The 14,111-nt window shown below is 66.7% G+C and carries 12 protein-coding genes and 4 pseudogenes; 7 read left to right on the top strand and 9 right to left on the bottom strand.

The window, feature by feature from the left end; genetic code table 11:
• Positions 1–43: 43 nt before the first annotated feature.
• From AADZ55_RS18945 to AADZ55_RS18925, 5 genes are all read right to left on the bottom strand, one after another.
• The gene (locus AADZ55_RS18945; RefSeq protein ID WP_085325007.1) at positions 44–961 is read right to left on the bottom strand and encodes an SAM-dependent methyltransferase; all 918 of its coding nucleotides are present in this window, start codon (positions 959–961) and stop codon (positions 44–46) included.
• A gap of 86 nt (positions 962–1,047) precedes the next feature.
• Positions 1,048–1,914, bottom strand: a complete 867-nt coding sequence (locus AADZ55_RS18940) for an LLM class flavin-dependent oxidoreductase (RefSeq protein ID WP_085325008.1) — start codon at positions 1,912–1,914, stop codon at positions 1,048–1,050.
• 88 nt (positions 1,915–2,002) lie between these two features.
• Positions 2,003–2,776 (bottom strand): STAS domain-containing protein, encoded by a 774-nt coding sequence (locus AADZ55_RS18935; RefSeq protein ID WP_085325009.1) that lies wholly within the window; start codon positions 2,774–2,776, stop codon positions 2,003–2,005.
• The gene (locus tag AADZ55_RS23620; protein ID WP_423202327.1) at positions 2,764–2,898 is read right to left on the bottom strand and encodes a hypothetical protein; all 135 of its coding nucleotides are present in this window, start codon (positions 2,896–2,898) and stop codon (positions 2,764–2,766) included. Before AADZ55_RS23620 ends, AADZ55_RS18935 begins: the two co-directional genes overlap by 13 nt.
• A gap of 363 nt (positions 2,899–3,261) precedes the next feature.
• Positions 3,262–4,548 carry a DUF4873 domain-containing protein gene (locus tag AADZ55_RS18925; RefSeq protein ID WP_085325011.1) on the bottom strand — a complete coding sequence of 429 codons (1,287 nt, stop codon included), beginning with the start codon at positions 4,546–4,548 and terminating at the stop codon, positions 3,262–3,264.
• Here AADZ55_RS18925 and AADZ55_RS23615 point away from each other — a divergent pair.
• Positions 4,513–4,605 (top strand): annotated as a pseudogene (locus tag AADZ55_RS23615) (hypothetical protein); the annotation flags it as partial. The gene AADZ55_RS18925 and the pseudogene AADZ55_RS23615 sit on opposite strands and share 36 nt — an antisense overlap.
• Before the next feature lie 50 nt (positions 4,606–4,655).
• Here the strand turns inward: AADZ55_RS23615 and AADZ55_RS18920 are convergent.
• A pseudogene (locus AADZ55_RS18920) lies at positions 4,656–5,450 on the bottom strand (AurF N-oxygenase family protein); the annotation flags it as partial.
• Positions 5,451–5,606: 156 nt separating this feature from the next.
• Here AADZ55_RS18920 and cobF point away from each other — a divergent pair.
• The 5 genes and pseudogenes from cobF (at position 5,607) to AADZ55_RS18895 (ending at position 9,904) form a co-directional block, all read left to right on the top strand.
• Complete coding sequence (cobF, locus tag AADZ55_RS18915; RefSeq protein ID WP_085325013.1) at positions 5,607–6,347, top strand: precorrin-6A synthase (deacetylating); 741 nt, start codon at positions 5,607–5,609, stop codon at positions 6,345–6,347.
• A 170-nt stretch (positions 6,348–6,517) separates the two neighbouring features.
• Positions 6,518–8,227: a PE family protein gene (locus AADZ55_RS18910; protein ID WP_085325014.1), complete on the top strand. Its 1,710-nt coding sequence runs from the start codon at positions 6,518–6,520 to the stop codon at positions 8,225–8,227.
• Positions 8,145–8,462: pseudogene (locus AADZ55_RS18905) on the top strand (DNA-formamidopyrimidine glycosylase family protein); the annotation flags it as partial. The gene AADZ55_RS18910 and the pseudogene AADZ55_RS18905, both read left to right, overlap by 83 nt.
• A gap of 216 nt (positions 8,463–8,678) precedes the next feature.
• Positions 8,679–9,137, top strand: coding sequence for a zinc finger domain-containing protein (locus AADZ55_RS18900; protein ID WP_242670154.1), 459 nt, complete (start codon positions 8,679–8,681; stop codon positions 9,135–9,137).
• Positions 9,138–9,154: 17 nt separating this feature from the next.
• Positions 9,155–9,904 (top strand): SDR family oxidoreductase, encoded by a 750-nt coding sequence (locus tag AADZ55_RS18895; RefSeq protein WP_207569087.1) that lies wholly within the window; start codon positions 9,155–9,157, stop codon positions 9,902–9,904.
• Positions 9,905–9,928: 24 nt separating this feature from the next.
• Here the strand turns inward: AADZ55_RS18895 and pgi are convergent, their stop codons facing one another.
• The 3 genes from pgi to AADZ55_RS18880 form a co-directional block, all read right to left on the bottom strand.
• On the bottom strand, positions 9,929–11,593 hold the full coding sequence (gene pgi, locus AADZ55_RS18890) for a glucose-6-phosphate isomerase (RefSeq protein ID WP_085325017.1): 1,665 nt from the start codon (positions 11,591–11,593) through the stop codon (positions 9,929–9,931).
• Positions 11,594–11,641: 48 nt separating this feature from the next.
• Positions 11,642–12,613, bottom strand: coding sequence for an esterase family protein (locus AADZ55_RS18885; protein ID WP_119184959.1), 972 nt, complete (start codon positions 12,611–12,613; stop codon positions 11,642–11,644).
• A 62-nt stretch (positions 12,614–12,675) separates the two neighbouring features.
• Complete coding sequence (locus AADZ55_RS18880; protein ID WP_085325018.1) at positions 12,676–12,993, bottom strand: chorismate mutase; 318 nt, start codon at positions 12,991–12,993, stop codon at positions 12,676–12,678.
• A gap of 411 nt (positions 12,994–13,404) precedes the next feature.
• Between AADZ55_RS18880 and AADZ55_RS18875 the strand changes: the two are divergent.
• Positions 13,405–14,033 (top strand): annotated as a pseudogene (locus tag AADZ55_RS18875) (PPE family protein); the annotation flags it as partial.
• Positions 14,034–14,111 lie beyond the last annotated feature (78 nt).

The following is a 14,111-nucleotide window of genomic DNA, read 5'->3' as shown; positions in this document are numbered from 1 at the left end:
TAGAGGGCATGTGGGGGATGGGAAAGGAGGTCGAAATGTGGCGCTAGGTCCGAATTGCCGTCACGAAGCTGATCGTGCCGGCCGGGCCGTGCAGGTCGGCCGCCACCAATTCGGACAGGCCGGCGGCGGCGAACAGCTCACGGTGTTCGGACGTGGCCGCCGACCATCCGTGCGCGCGCAGGTGTGCGGCGACGTCGGTGTGCTGGCCGGGGTAGATCAGGCCGGCGATGTCCATATCGAGTCCGTGCGCTCGCCAACCCTCGGTCATCTGTTGCCCCAGTTGCTGCGACTCCTCGGCGGATCCATAGATGGTTCCGTGGTCGGCGGCCAGCCGGCTGCCGACGGAGCTCAGCGCGTTGACATCGTCCAGTAACCGGACCTCAGCTTCGGGCGGCAGAAACCCGATCAGCACCCCCTCAGCCAGCCATGCCGTGGGCTGGGTGGTATCGAAGCCGGCGCGTTGCAGCGCGGCCGGCCAATCGTCACGAAGATCGATGCCCACCGGGCGATGCTCGACGGTCGGGACGACGCCGAGCTTGGCCAACGTCGCCGTCTTGAACTCGATCACCTCGGGCTGGTCGATTTCGTACACGGTCGTGCCCACCGGCCAGGAAAGCCGGTACGGGCGGGCGTCCAGGCCCGATGCCACGATCACGACCTGGCGCAAGCCGGCCGCGGTCGCGTCGGCAAAGAACCGGTCGAAAAACAGCGCACGGGCCGCGAACGTGTCCACCATGCGCGGAAAGCCGAGACCGCTGCCGATCTCGTCGAGATCCGCGTCGCCGGCGGCCACTCGGGTGAACAGGTCCAGCCCCACAGCGCGGACCAGCGGCTCAGCGAACGGATCGGTGATAACCGGACTCGCACGCCTGGTCGCGGCAGCACGGGCGGCAGCCACCATTGTTGCGGTGGCCCCCACACTGCCGGCCAAATCCCACGTGTCGTCGTCGGCTCGCACCATGGCTACTCCTCTGCGTTGCGCGGGTGAATCCGCCTGGGTGGCACCGGAGACAGAAGCCAACTTCGATCTGGGATCACCTGTGATGCTTAGACTTTCGCGATCACATTCTCGGCGAACATCTCCAAGTTGCGGATCTTGGTCTCCAGCGGCTCGGTGTCGGATCCCATGATATAGGGGATGCGGAAGCCGACGATAACGTCGGTCACCCCCTTGTCCTCAAGTCGCTTGACGCCGTCCACGGTGAAGCCGTCGAGGGAGATCACGTGAATCTCGAACGGGCCGGTCTTCCCCTCTTCTTCACGAAGCTGCTTGACCCTGGCGATCAGCCGGTCGAGCTCGTCCGGATCGCCGCCGCCGTGCATCCATCCATCCGCACGCGCCGCCCGGCGCAGCGCGGCGTCGGCATGGCCGCCGACCAAGATCGGGATAGGCTCGGTGGGAGCCGGGGTCATCTTCGTCTTGGGGATGTCGTAGAACTCGCCGTGGAACTCGAAGTAGTCGCCGGTGGTAAGGCCCCGCACGATCTCGATACATTCGTCAATTCGCTTGCCGCGCTTACCGAATGGGACGCCCATCAGCTCGTAGTCCTCCGGCCACGGGCTGGTGCCGACGCCCAACCCGACCCGATTGCCGATCAAGGCGGCCAGTGAACCGGCTTGCTTTGCCACCAGAGCCGGCGGCCGGATGGGTAGCTTGAGGACGAAGAAGTTGAACCGCAGCGTTGTCGTCACCGCGCCCAATGCCGCTGTCAGGACAAAGGTTTCGATGAACGGCTTACCATCGAGGAACTCGCGGTTGCCGTCGGGTGTGTACGGGTACGTCGAGTCGGATTCGAAGGGGTAGGCGATGCTGTCGGGAATCGTCATGCTGCTGTATCCCGCCGCTTCGGCGGCCTTGGCCAGCGGGATGTAGAAGGTAAAGTCGGTCATTGCCTCCGCGTAGCTGAACCGCACGTCATTGCCTTCCTCGAAGTGGCCGTCCCACGAGATTAGAACGTGTTCTAATTTGGCCCGCAAGCGGGTGCGGGCGCAACGGCTTAGCTTAGAGCTGGTTTTCCGGACCGATGATCGCCCAGACCGTCTTGCCCGACGAGGTTGGACTGCTGCCCCAGGCGCGCGACAAGGCGGCAACGATCGCCAGGCCGGACACGTCGATACCCTTGGGGGGCGACGTCAGCCGAACGGCGGGGGCGGTGCTGCCGTCGGAAACCGCGATGGTCGCGGTTGGGCCGTCGCTTTCGATCCGCATCACCGGGTCGCTTCCGGTGTGTTTCAGCACGTTCTCCACGAGTACGTTGACGACGACCAGTGCGACCGGGATCAGCGCGGGACGTGACCATTCGGTGAGCCACTCGCGGACCAACTGGCGTGACTCGCGAAGGCTGTTCAGATTGGCGGGCAGTTGCGCGTCGGAATGCTTCACGTTGCGGCGCGTAAGCCGACCGATAGCCTTCTTGGCCCCTTTCTCCGTCGGGTATACCGGCATGAAGCGGGCGACCCCGGTGCGCGTGATCGCCGCGCGGCCCGCCCGCTGGCCGCAGACCAGCAAGACCGGAACGGCCGGTCGGAAGTCGACGTGCCAGCGGGCGCTGATGAACACGGACCATGCCGATTCGTCAGCGACTTGAAGCGCGGTGACATCGACGACAACCGCCGACGGCTCCTTCAGCGTCGCCCTCGTGACGCTGTCTCGAAGCGACGCGGAACTGCCGGAGTCAAGCACACCGTCGGCGGCAAGGATCACCACCGACTTCTCCGTCCGCGCCGCAATGGCCAGCGAACTCGGTGACTTGGCTACCGCGCTCACCGCAACCACTCCCATGCGCCGGCGTCCCGCGCACGTCGCAACTGGGGTCGCAGCGCCACCATGGCCCTGGTTCCGAACCGGCGGGACGCCATGAACTGGCTTTCCAGTCCCATCCTGTCGTCCGGTTCCATCTGCAGCTCCTCGAACTCCTGCCCCGCCAATTGCTTTGAGGACGCCGCCCCCTTGGCGTCGGAAAAGCCTATCTTCGGCTGCTCACGCTGCCTCGCGAACGCGAAGTGGCCTCGACGCCTCGACCCCGTCCGTCCGAAGCACCGACCCCTACCACGCCGAACATCGCGTTCTTGTCCGTCTTATCGTCTGAGGCAGCACGCGCCACCCAGGGGGGTTACCCGCAAAAGCGCACGACCAACCTCCAGTTGGGCTGTGCCCAGCCTATCCAAACTCCAGCAGGTAAACCCGGGGGAATCCGCCCAACGAAAGACCGGCGAACGCGGCGCTGGCGCCGTGGGGTGGTCACGCTCTGCCTCGGGGTCCTAGGAGCCGGCTCGCGCATAGGGCGGTGGGCCCACTCCGGCGACCGAGTGCGTGCCCCACGGCGTTTGTTCGGTGATGTGTGCTGGTGCGCTGTGTTCACCGATTGTTAACGTCGCCGCCCGTGCGTGCGCGCGTGAACTCTCGGGCAGGGAATCGAACACGGTGCCCTGCCAGTGGTAGTTGCCGTCGATCGGATCGAGGTGGCCGGTGAGTCGGACGCGCACTCGATGGTGGGTGCCGGCCAGCGTCAGCGTCGCCGTGCCTTCGTAGGTCTGATCGTCGTCGGCCGCCCCGGATGAGAGGTCGAACGCCGCGCGGGCGCGCGGCACCGGATGGCGCAGGGCGGGTTGGAGGTGGGCGCGCTCGTTGAATACCTGCTGGCTGCTGCGGCGCACCTCGATGCGGCGGCTGGCGGTGCGTTTCATGAGTTCCACGCACTCGACGACGTAGCGTGCCTGCGCGCGGGTGTCGGGTCCGGTGATGAAGAAGTAGTTGGGGAAACCACACACGGCGACGCCGAGGTAGGGCTCCATGCCGTCGTCCCAGGCTTGGCGGATGGTCAGGCCGCGGGCACCCACCAGCGTCTGATCGCGGACCCGGTCGGCGATCGCGAGCCCGGTGCCGTAGATGATGGCGTCGACGGGGTGGTCGATGCCATCGCGGGTGCGGATGCCCGAGGAGGTCACCGCGTCGACCGCTGACCCGGCCAGGGCGAGCACCGGCCGGTCACCTTGGGTGCCGCGACGTAGCCAGCGTTTGGCCCGCGTTCTCCACAGTGGGACGTCGGTGACGACGCGGCGCGGTGCGTGGGCGACGACCAGGACCGACGCCGCCGATTCGATCAATCGGCCGATGTGGTGGGCGGTGGTGGCGTCGGTGCCGATCAGCGCGATGCGCTTGCCGGCCGGGTTGAAATCGGGGTCCCACGCCGCCGCGTGAAAGGACTCGCCCCGGTAGTCGCCGCGCCCAGCGAAGTCCGGTGTCCACGGGACATGGACGACCCGCCGGTGGGTGGCGATGACGACGTGACCCCGGATGGTCTCGCCGCCGGCCGTACCGAGCGCCCAGGTGTCGGTGTCGTCGTCGAACACCGAACTCAGGACCTCGTGGCCGGGACGCAGGTGCTTGTCGAGGGCCGGCCCGGGCGCCTTGTCGAGGATGACGAACTCGGTAATTCCGGCGGCCAGCAGCGCGGCTGCGGCATCCCGGCCACCGGCGCCGGCGCCGACCACCACGACCGGCACGACCGGGTGGCCGGCCTCAGCCTGGCCGGGCGTCTCGGTCACAGAAACTTGGTGCGTTTCCAACCGCGCCGGGCGATCGGGCCCAGCAGACCCACTTCGGTCAAGAACGCCGCCAGCGGAGCGAATCCGGCTTTCTGCATTTCGTGACGGTGCGGGCTGCTCCGGGCGGTCCTGCGAGCCCGTTGCGGATCCAGACCGGTGCGCGCGTAGGGGACGGGATTGCTGAATAGGTAGCGGAAGAAGTACCCGCCAACGCCATTGATGTTGGCCATGAACCACCTGCTCAATCGCGGCATCGTCTGCACCCGCCGGCGTGCGCCGTCGCGGGCGAACTGGATGTGGCGGGCCTCTTCAGTGACGTGAATTCGCATGAGCCGCTGGATAATTGGCTGCAACTCGGGGTCGTCCATCATCTGCCGTTGCAGCGAGTCGAAGATTTCCTCACCGATGAGGGCGGCCACCCACAGCATCGAGCCTCGTTGGAACACCAGCGGAAGCGTGTTGATGATCATTCGGTGGACCAGCCGGGGACGTACCGCCCTGGCGCCGATCCGCTCGATCGCTTTGCCGAACATGACCATGTGGCGGGTCTCGTCGCCCAGCTCGGTCAGTTTGTAATGCGTCGAGTTGCTGGTGGGGTCTTCGTGCAGGATGGTGCGCAGCAAGGATTGATTGAGCATGTTCTCGAACCAGATCCCGGCGGACAGCGTGTTGACCAGTTCCTGGCGGGACAGCTCGATTTGTTGGTCGCGGGTCATCTCGTCCCACATCGGGGTGGCGTACAGCGACACCAGCCTGGGGGGCAGGTAGAACTTGTCCGGCTCCAGCGGGGCATCCCAGTCGATGTCGACGACGGGCTGGTAGGACTTTTTGATTGAGCCCTTCAGCAGGCGCTCGGAGAACTCTTCCCGACTGGGCCCACTTGGCTTCACCGCAGCGGTCATCGTTGTTGTCCCTTCATCGGGTGTTTCAGACGTTAGGGAGATCACAATCGATAGTCAATACCCATGGTATCCGGTACCCGCGGTCTCGGGTAGCCCATTCGCGGCCTCAATTAGGTTGAGCTGCAAACAGGGACCGGAGAGGCCCGGAGGACTGAGGTGAGTCGGCACATTCACGTCATCGGTATCGGCGCCGGGGATCCCGACTACGTGACCGCCCAGGCGATTCACGCGCTCAACGACACGCAGGTGTTCTTCGCGATGGACAAGGGTGAGGCGAAAGGCGACCTGGTGGAGCTGCGGCGGAAGATCTGTGCCCGGTTCATTCGCGAGCCCGGGTACCGATTCGTCGAATTGTCCGACCCAGCGCGATCGACAGCTGCCGAGTACCGGGAGGCGGTGTCGGACTGGCACGCGGCGCGCGCACGGATCTGGGCGGCGGCCATCTCCGCCGAGCTGGGGCCCGACGGCGTCGGGGCCTTCCTGGCCTGGGGTGACCCGGCGCTGTACGACAGCACATTGCGCGTCCTGGATGCGGTGGCCGCCGAGGTCGACATCAGCTATGACGTCGTTCCGGGTATCACCGCGGTGCAGGCGCTGACGGCCCGGCACCGTATCCCGCTCAACGAGGTTGGCGAACCCGTCCTGATCACCACCGGCAGGCAACTGCGCGCGCACGGGTTATCTGGCTCGGCTGTGGTCATGCTCGACGGCGACTGCTCGTTTCGGGCCTGCCCGCCGGACACCCGAATCTGGTGGGGCGCCTATCTGGGGACCGACGACGAGCTGCTGGTGGCAGGCACGGTCGGCGAGGTCGGGACGCGCATTGCGGCGCTACGCGCCCAAGCGCGGGCACGGCACGGCTGGATCATGGATACCTACTTACTTAGGGATCACTAAAAGGCTCACTTAGGGCGCCGCGCTGAACAGCGGTGGCGTAATCCCGCATTAAGGATTTGGTGGAAGCGCCCGGATAGGTCCGCGGATCGCGATACCATCGCTTCTTAGTCAACCTGTGTCGAAGATCACATGGCGACGGGCGGGCCGTCGCAGGCGTCTGGAGGACGTAGATGTCGTGGGTGAACGCAGCGCCCGAGTACGTGGCTGCCGCGGCCAACGATCTAGCAGGTATTGGTTCGACGATTAGCCAGGCCAACGCGGCGGCGGCGGCCCCGATAACCGCGGTGCTGCCGGCGGGTGCCGACGAGGTGTCGGCGGGCATTTCGGCGCTGTTCAGCGCGCACGCACAGGCATATCAGGCGCTCAGCGCGCAGGCCGCGCTATTCCATCAGCAGTTCGTCCAGCTTATGAGCGCCGGCGCGGGGCAGTACGCCACGACCGAGGCCCTCAACGCGTTGCCCATGCAGCAAGCGCAGGCCTTGGCCACTGACCCCGTGCTGGCGCTCACTGGGCGTCCACTCATCGGCAACGGCGCCAACGGGGCCCCGGGGACCGGCCAAGCCGGCGGGCCTGGCGGGTGGCTGTACGGAAACGGCGGCAACGGCGGGTCGGGTGCGCTGGGTCAGGCCGGCGGCACCGGCGGGTCGGCCGGGCTGTTGGGCAACGGCGGACGGGGCGGCGCCGGTGGCGACGGGGCGGCGGGTGCGGCAGGCGAGGCCGGCCAGGCGGGTGGCAACGGCGGTCTCGGGGGTGCCGGCGGGTGGCTGTACGGCCTGGGCGGCGCCGGTGGCCTCGGTGGTAACGGGGGGCAGGCCGGTGCCGCGGGTCCGGGCCAACCCTCCGGCTTTGACGGCGGCGTCGGGGGCAACGGCGGTTCCGGCGGTCCCGGTGGGTTGCTCTTCGGCACGGGCGGGTTTGGTGGTCTGGGCGGAAACGGCGGCAATGCCACCGGTGGCATTTCCTCGGGCGGCAATGGCGGGGAGGCCGGCAACGGCGGCAACGGCGGCCACAGCGGGTGGCTGTACGGCGACGGTGGTGCCGGTGGCAACAGCGGCAATGGCGGTTCGTTCGTCGCTGACAGCAGCGTCACGGCCGGCGCTAACGGCGGAGGTTTCCTCGCGACCGGTGGTAACGGCGGCAACTCCGGGCTGTTCGGTAACGGCGGCGCCGGCGGCAACGGTGGATTGGGCGGCGCCGGCCAGACCGTAGGCACTGGCGGAGACAGTGGTGGTCAGGGTGGCAGTGGTCTCAACGGTGGCACCGGCGGCGGCGGCGGGTTCTTCTACGGCAACGGCGGTACCGGCGGCTTCGGCGGCAACGGCGCAGATGGCGGGGGCGCCCCCAACGAGATTCTGACCTTCAACGGCACCGGCGGTTACGGCGGCTTCGGTGGTGGCGGCGGTCAATCCGGGTTGATTGGCAACGGCGGCAATGCCGGCGCCGGTGGCAACGGAGGCAACGGCGGCAGCGGCGGCCACAACGGCGGCGACGCCGGTCCCGGCGTGCTCGGCGGCTTCGGCGGGGACGCCCAGCTGTTCGGCCACGGTGGCGCCGGCGGCAATGGCGGCGCCACCGGCACGCCGGGCAACCTCGGCAGCGGCGGCACCGGCAATGTGTTCCAGACCAGTGACGGCGGCTTCGGCGGCAGTGGTGGGTTCTTCTACGGCAACGGCGGCAACGGTGGTAGCGCCGGCGCCATACCCGCGGGCTTCACCGCCCCGATGGGAAACGGTGTCGGCGGTGATGGCGGCGATGCCGGCCTGATCGGCAACGGCGGCAACGGCGGGGCCGGGGCCGGTGCCGCCCAGGGCGGTGTCGGCGGCAAGGGCGGTGCCGGCGGGCAGATATTCGGCCAGCCCGGGACGGCCGGACCCCCGTAGCACTCGGGATGGACATCCCTGCGCGGCGGTCGGCAGACTGATACGCGTGCCCGAACTCCCCGAGATCGAAGCGCTGGCAGACCATTTGCGGCGGCACGCCGTCGGTCTGTCGGTCGGTCGTGTCGACGTCGGCGCGCTGTCCGTGCTGAAAACGTTCGACCCGCCGATCGGCGCGCTGCACGGCCAGGAGATTGTCGGGGCCGACCGGTGGGGCAAGTACCTGGGACTGCGTGCCGGGAAGCTGGCCTTGATCGCTCATCTGTCGCGTGCGGGCTGGTTGCGGTGGTCCGACCGGCTGGCCGCAGCGCCGCTGCGACCCGGCAAGGGGCCGATCGGGCTGCGTGTCCATCTGGGCGCCCCGGGCACCGCGCCGGGCTTCGACCTCACCGAGGCCGGAACCCAGAAGCGGCTGGCCGTGTGGCTGGTCGACGACCCAGCGCAGGTACCCGGCATTGCCGCGCTGGGGCCAGACGCATTGGCCGTCAGCGCCGACGACCTGGCCGGGCAATTGGCCGGCAACACCGGCCGGATCAAGACCGTCATCACCGACCAGAAGGTGATCGCCGGTATCGGCAACGCCTACAGTGACGAAATTCTGCATGTCGCCAAGATCTCGCCGTACGCCACGGCCGGGAAACTGTCCGATGAACAACTCACCAGCTTGCACGACGCGATGGTGTCGGTGCTGTCCGATGCGGTGCGCCGGTCGGTCGGCCAGGGAGCCGCCATGCTCAAGGGGGAGAAGCGCTCCGGATTGCGAGTACACGCACGCACCGGGTTGCCCTGCCCGGTGTGCGGTGACACCGTGCGTGAAGTGTCGTTCGCGGACAAGTCTTTTCAGTACTGTCCCGCGTGCCAGACCGGTGGCAAGGTGCTGGCCGACCGGCGCATGTCGCGGCTGCTCAAGTAGCCGATATGCGCACCCGGGTGACTCGCCAGAAGATTCTCATCACCGGCGCCAGTTCCGGTCTGGGCGCCGGGATGGCCCGCGCCTTCGCCGGCAAGGGCCGCGACCTGGCGCTCTGTGCCCGTCGCACCGACCGTCTCGAAGAACTGAAAACCGAACTGTCACAACGATATCCGGCCATCAAGATCGCCGTCGCGGAGCTGGATGTCAACGACGCCGAGCAGGTGCCGAAGGTATTTGCCGTGCTCGGTGACGAACTTGGCGGCCTCGATCGCGTCATCGTCAACGCTGGTATCGGCAAGGGCGCCCGGCTGGGCTCCGGGAAACTGTGGGCGAACAAGGCGACCATCGAGACCAATCTGGTTGCCGCGCTAGTGCAGATCGAAACCGCACTGGACATGTTCGCCAGGAGCGGTTCGGGCCATCTGGTGCTGATGTCCTCGGTGCTCGGTGCCAAAGGGGTGCCGGGTGTTAAAGCCGCTTATGCGGCAAGCAAAGCCGGCGTGCGCTCGCTGGGCGAGTCGCTGCGTGCCGAGTACGCGAAGGGCCCCATCAAGATCTCGGTGATGGAGCCGGGCTATATCGAGTCGGAAATGACGGCCAAATCGGCGAGCACAATGTTCATGGTGGACAACGCAACTGGCGTTCAGGCACTCGTCGACGCCATCGAGCGGGAGCCCGGGCGGGCCGTGGTGCCGTGGTGGCCGTGGGCGCCGCTGGTGCAGCTGATTCGTGTGCTGCCACCTCACCTGAGCACGCGTTTCGCCTAGACCGTCGACTGGCGCACCAGGCCGTTAGCCGCTGCGGCCTCGCTCGGTTCGGTACCGACGCACCAGCGCGTCGGTCGAGCTGTCCGACTGCGTCATGGGGGAGGCGTCGCTGGTAATCACCGGCAGCAGCGCTTTGGCCTGTGTCTTGCCCAACTCCACACCCCATTGGTCGAACGAGTCGATACCCCAGACCACCCCCTCGGTGAACACTTGGTGCTCGTAGAGCGCGATCAGCTGTCCCAGCACCGACGGCGTAAGCCGGTTGGCCAGAATCGATGTGGTCGGTCGGTTGCCGGGCATTACCTTGTGCGGCACCACGTCGGCGGGAGTACCTTCGGCGGCGATCTCGTCGGCGGTCTTGCCGAATGCCAACACCTGGGTTTGGGCGAAGAAGTTGCTCATCAGCAGGTCGTGCATGCTGCCGGTGCCCTCCACGGTGGGCAGGTCGTCGATGGGTTGACTGAAGCCGATGAAATCGGCCGGCACCAGCCGAGTGCCCTGATGCAGTAGCTGGTAGAAGGCGTGTTGGCCGTTGGTGCCCGGTTCGCCCCAATAGATTTCACCGGTGTCGGTGCTCACCGGCGTGCCATCCGCGCGGATCGACTTCCCGTTCGACTCCATGGCCAGCTGCTGCAGATAGGCTCCGAACCGCGCCAAGTCGTTGGAATACGGCAACACCGCGCGCGATTGCGCGTCGAAGAAGTTGGAGTACCAGAGTCCAATCAGGCCGAGCAGGGCAGGCGCGTTGGACTCCAACGGGACGGTCTTGAAATGCAGGTCGACGATGTGGAACCCGGACAGAAAATCGGCGAAGGCCTGGCGGCCGATGGCCGCCATCACCGACAGCCCGATAGCCGAATCGACCGAATAGCGTCCGCCGACCCAATCCCAGAACCCGAACATGTTGTCGGTGTTGATACCGAAGTCGTCGACCAGTCGGCGGTTGGTGGAAACGGCGACGAAGTGCTGAGACACCGCCGCGTCGCCGAGTGCGTCGGTCAACCAGCGCCGCGCGGCAGTCGCGTTCGTCAGCGTCTCCAGCGTGGAGAAGGTCTTCGATGCGACGATGAAAAGTGTTGTGGCAGGGTCTAAGTCGGCCAGCGTGGCTATCATGTCAGCGGGATCGACGTTGGAGACGAAGCGTGCTGAAATCCCCGCGTCGGCGTAGTGGCGCAATGCCTGGTACACCATCACCGGGCCCAGGTCTGAACCACCGATACCGATGTTGACCACGGTGCTGATCCGTTTTCCGGTGGCTCCGGTCCATTCTCCGCTGCGCAGGCGGTCGGTGAAGTCGCCCATCGCGTCGAGCACAGCGTGCACGTCCTCGACGACATTGCGACCGTCCACGATCAGCTCGGCGTCTCGGGGTAGCCGCAGCGCGGTGTGCAATACCGCGCGGTCCTCCGAGGTATTGATGCGCGCACCGGCGAACATCCGATCGCGGTGCTCCTCAAGGTTGGCGGCTCGGGCCAGATCGATCAGCAGCCGTAGCGTCTCGCGGGTGACGCGGTGCTTGCTGTAGTCGATGTAGAGGTCGCCGACGGTGACGCTGAGTTCGCGGCCGCGGTCGGGATCGTCGACGAAGAACTGGCGAAGCTGGGTGTCGCCGATCTGATCGTGATGCCTGCGCAGGGCGTCCCAAGCCGGGGTGGCGGTGATGTCCGGGATTGATTGCACGGAGGTCATGGCTCGACCCTATGCTGCGGAGCCGGCCGGGCGGGAGGGCGAGGCGCGTCAGCCGTCCTCGCCCAGCACCCGCTGCAGATCAGGCAGCATGGCCTGCAATTGCGCACCCCAGTATTCCCAGGTGTGGGTGCCGTTATCCGGGAAATTGAACACGCCGTTGTACCCCCCGGCGGCCTTGTACTTGCTTTGGAAAGCCTTGTTGCTCACCCGCGTGGCGTTTTCCAGCAGGCTTGCCGCCGGCTTATTGCCGCCCAACTCCTGCGCGGGCGTGCCGTTGCCCGAATACACCCAGACGCGGGTGCGGTTGGCGACCAGCTTCGCGGCATTGACCGTCGGGTCGTTGCGGGCCCATGCGGGGTCGCCCGGCGGGCCCCACATCGCGTCGGAGTGAAAGCCACCGGCGCCCAGCTGCGCGATGCTGACCAGCGACGGCCATTGTCCGGCGGACAGATTGAGAAAGCCCGACATCGAGGACGCGTAGCTGAAGTTCTCCGGGTGCTTGGCGGCCAGGATCAGTGACGCGGATCCGGCCATGGATGCACCCACCACGGCGTTTCCCGTCGGACTGATCCCCTTGTTCGCCGCCAGCCAATCGGGCAGCTCCTGGGTCAAAAAGGTTTCCCACTTGTACGTCCACACCCCGTCATTGCCGACCGCCGGCCGGTACCAGTTGGAATAGAAACTCGCCATGCCACCGGTGGGCATGGCGAGTGACAAACCCGACTGGTCAAACCACTCGAACACCGGGAGGTGTATGTCCCAGCCGTTGTAGTCGTCTCGGGCGAGCATGCCATCCAGCAAGTACACCGCGTGCGGGCCGCCGCCTTGAAACTCCACCTTGATCTGGCGGTGCATCGACGGTGACGGGACCAGCAGGTACTCGATGGGCAGACCGCGCCGGGACCACGCGGACGAGGTTGCCGAGCTGGCGGACTGCCCGAGCAGGGCAAGCAAAATCGCCGCCGAGATGACCATCAGTCGGCGCAAATGCGAAACTCCAGCCGCCTCTGCCGCAACCATTTCGGCGGAAATTTACCGCAGCAAAAGACAAATCCCCGGCATGTAGCGGCCGAAGTGACCCATTAGTGACCGAGCCGGCCCCTGCCCAGTCGCAATAGCAGCATGGCCAGATCCTTACCGTCGGGGCCCAGCTCGCTGTAGCGCTGGATGACCTCCATTTCGCGGCTGTGCACCAGCCGGGTGCCGCCGGATGCCATCCGGACCTTGCCGATGGCCTTGGAGACCTCGATGCGCCGTTTGACCAAATCGAGGATCTCACCGTCTAGCCGGTCGATCTCTTCGCGCAGCCCGTCGATCTTGGGGGGTGGTTGGGTTTTGACCACTTCCAGGTTCATTTCTGCTAACTCCGCGTTGTCGTGAGGTGGGTGTTCTGATCTCATCCGGTGTCGGGCCTCACACATGAGCCGAGCCCCGAATCGCCGAAGCGGACCACGGGGCTCTGCGAAAGCAGCTAAACCACGGGCACCGCTGGCGGGTACCCGTAGAAAAATCGGCGCTGCGCACTGAGCACCAACAGAGTGTGCCACCAAATGCCATGCCTGCGCAAAAGCAGCTTCCCGCTACTGCCCACACCGTGCAACCGACGGACTCGGCCGAAGGCGGTTTGCTGGCCGCAACGCCGTTCCGGTGGCTGCGAACCGGAGGTGCGCCCCGACGCGCCTGGCTGGTAATTCGCCGAAACGCCCCTCGTGGTCACCCCCACGGCCGTCAGCTCTATTCGCTGACGCGGTCGTTGGACAGCCCGGCGGCCCGCCGCGGGCTTGTGATACCCGGGGGAAAGGACTCTGGCGATGAATTTCTCGGTGTTGCCACCCGAAATCAATTCCTTGCTGATGTTCACGGGTGCGGGCTCCGCCCCGATGCTGCAGGCTGCGACGGCCTGGGACGGCTTGGTCCCGAGGGGCTGGCGTCGGCCGCGGACTCGTTCGGATTGGTGACGTCGGGGTTAGCGGGTCAGTGGTGGCAGGGTTCGGCATCGGCCGCAATGGCGGCCGCGGCGGCACCGTATGCGGGGTGGCTGAGCGCTGCGGCGGCACGGGCCGCGGGCGCGGCCGGGCAAGCCCGGACGGTTGCCGGCGTGTTCGGGGCCGCCCAGGCGGCAATCGTGCAGCCGATAGCGGTGGCGGCCAACCGCTCGCAGTTGGTGCAGTTGGTGCTGTCGAACCTGTTCGGTCAGAACGCTCCGGTGATCGCCGCCGCCGAGGCCATTTGCGAACAGATGTGGGCGCAGGATGTCGCGGCGATGTTCGGTTACCACAGCGGGGCGTCGGCCGTGGCGGCAACGTTGGCGCCGTGGCAGCAGGCGTTCCCGGCATTGAGCGCACTCTCGGCCGTCGGCAACATCGGCGCCGCGAACTTGGGGCTGGGAAACATCGGCAGCCTGAACCAGGGCAGCGAGAACACCGGCAGTTTCAACCTAGCTCGGATAGCAATCATGCGGGCGCGAACCAATCGGGCCTTGCGCTGTAGCGGCGGCGTGACGCTCGGCCGATGCCCT

The organism is Mycobacterium decipiens (assembly GCF_963853665.1).
In the GTDB taxonomy this organism is placed as follows: Bacteria; Actinomycetota; Actinomycetes; order Mycobacteriales; family Mycobacteriaceae; genus Mycobacterium; species Mycobacterium decipiens.
Note: the sequence above shows the minus strand (reverse complement) of the source record. Positions and strands in the feature narration are given on the sequence as shown.

Bases quoted from the DNA above. Each gene is read 5' to 3' on its own strand.
- AADZ55_RS18945 (WP_085325007.1), bottom strand. From the start codon at position 961: ATGGTGCGAGCCGACGACGACACGTGGGATTTGGCCGGCAGTGTGGGG.
- AADZ55_RS23620 (WP_423202327.1), bottom strand. From the start codon at position 2,898: ATGGAACCGGACGACAGGATGGGACTGGAAAGCCAGTTCATGGCGTCC.
- AADZ55_RS18910 (WP_085325014.1), top strand. From the start codon at position 6,518: ATGTCGTGGGTGAACGCAGCGCCCGAGTACGTGGCTGCCGCGGCCAAC.
- pgi (WP_085325017.1), bottom strand. From the start codon at position 11,593: ATGACCTCCGTGCAATCAATCCCGGACATCACCGCCACCCCGGCTTGG.
- AADZ55_RS18885 (WP_119184959.1), bottom strand. From the start codon at position 12,613: ATGGTTGCGGCAGAGGCGGCTGGAGTTTCGCATTTGCGCCGACTGATG.
- AADZ55_RS18880 (WP_085325018.1), bottom strand. From the start codon at position 12,993: ATGAGATCAGAACACCCACCTCACGACAACGCGGAGTTAGCAGAAATG.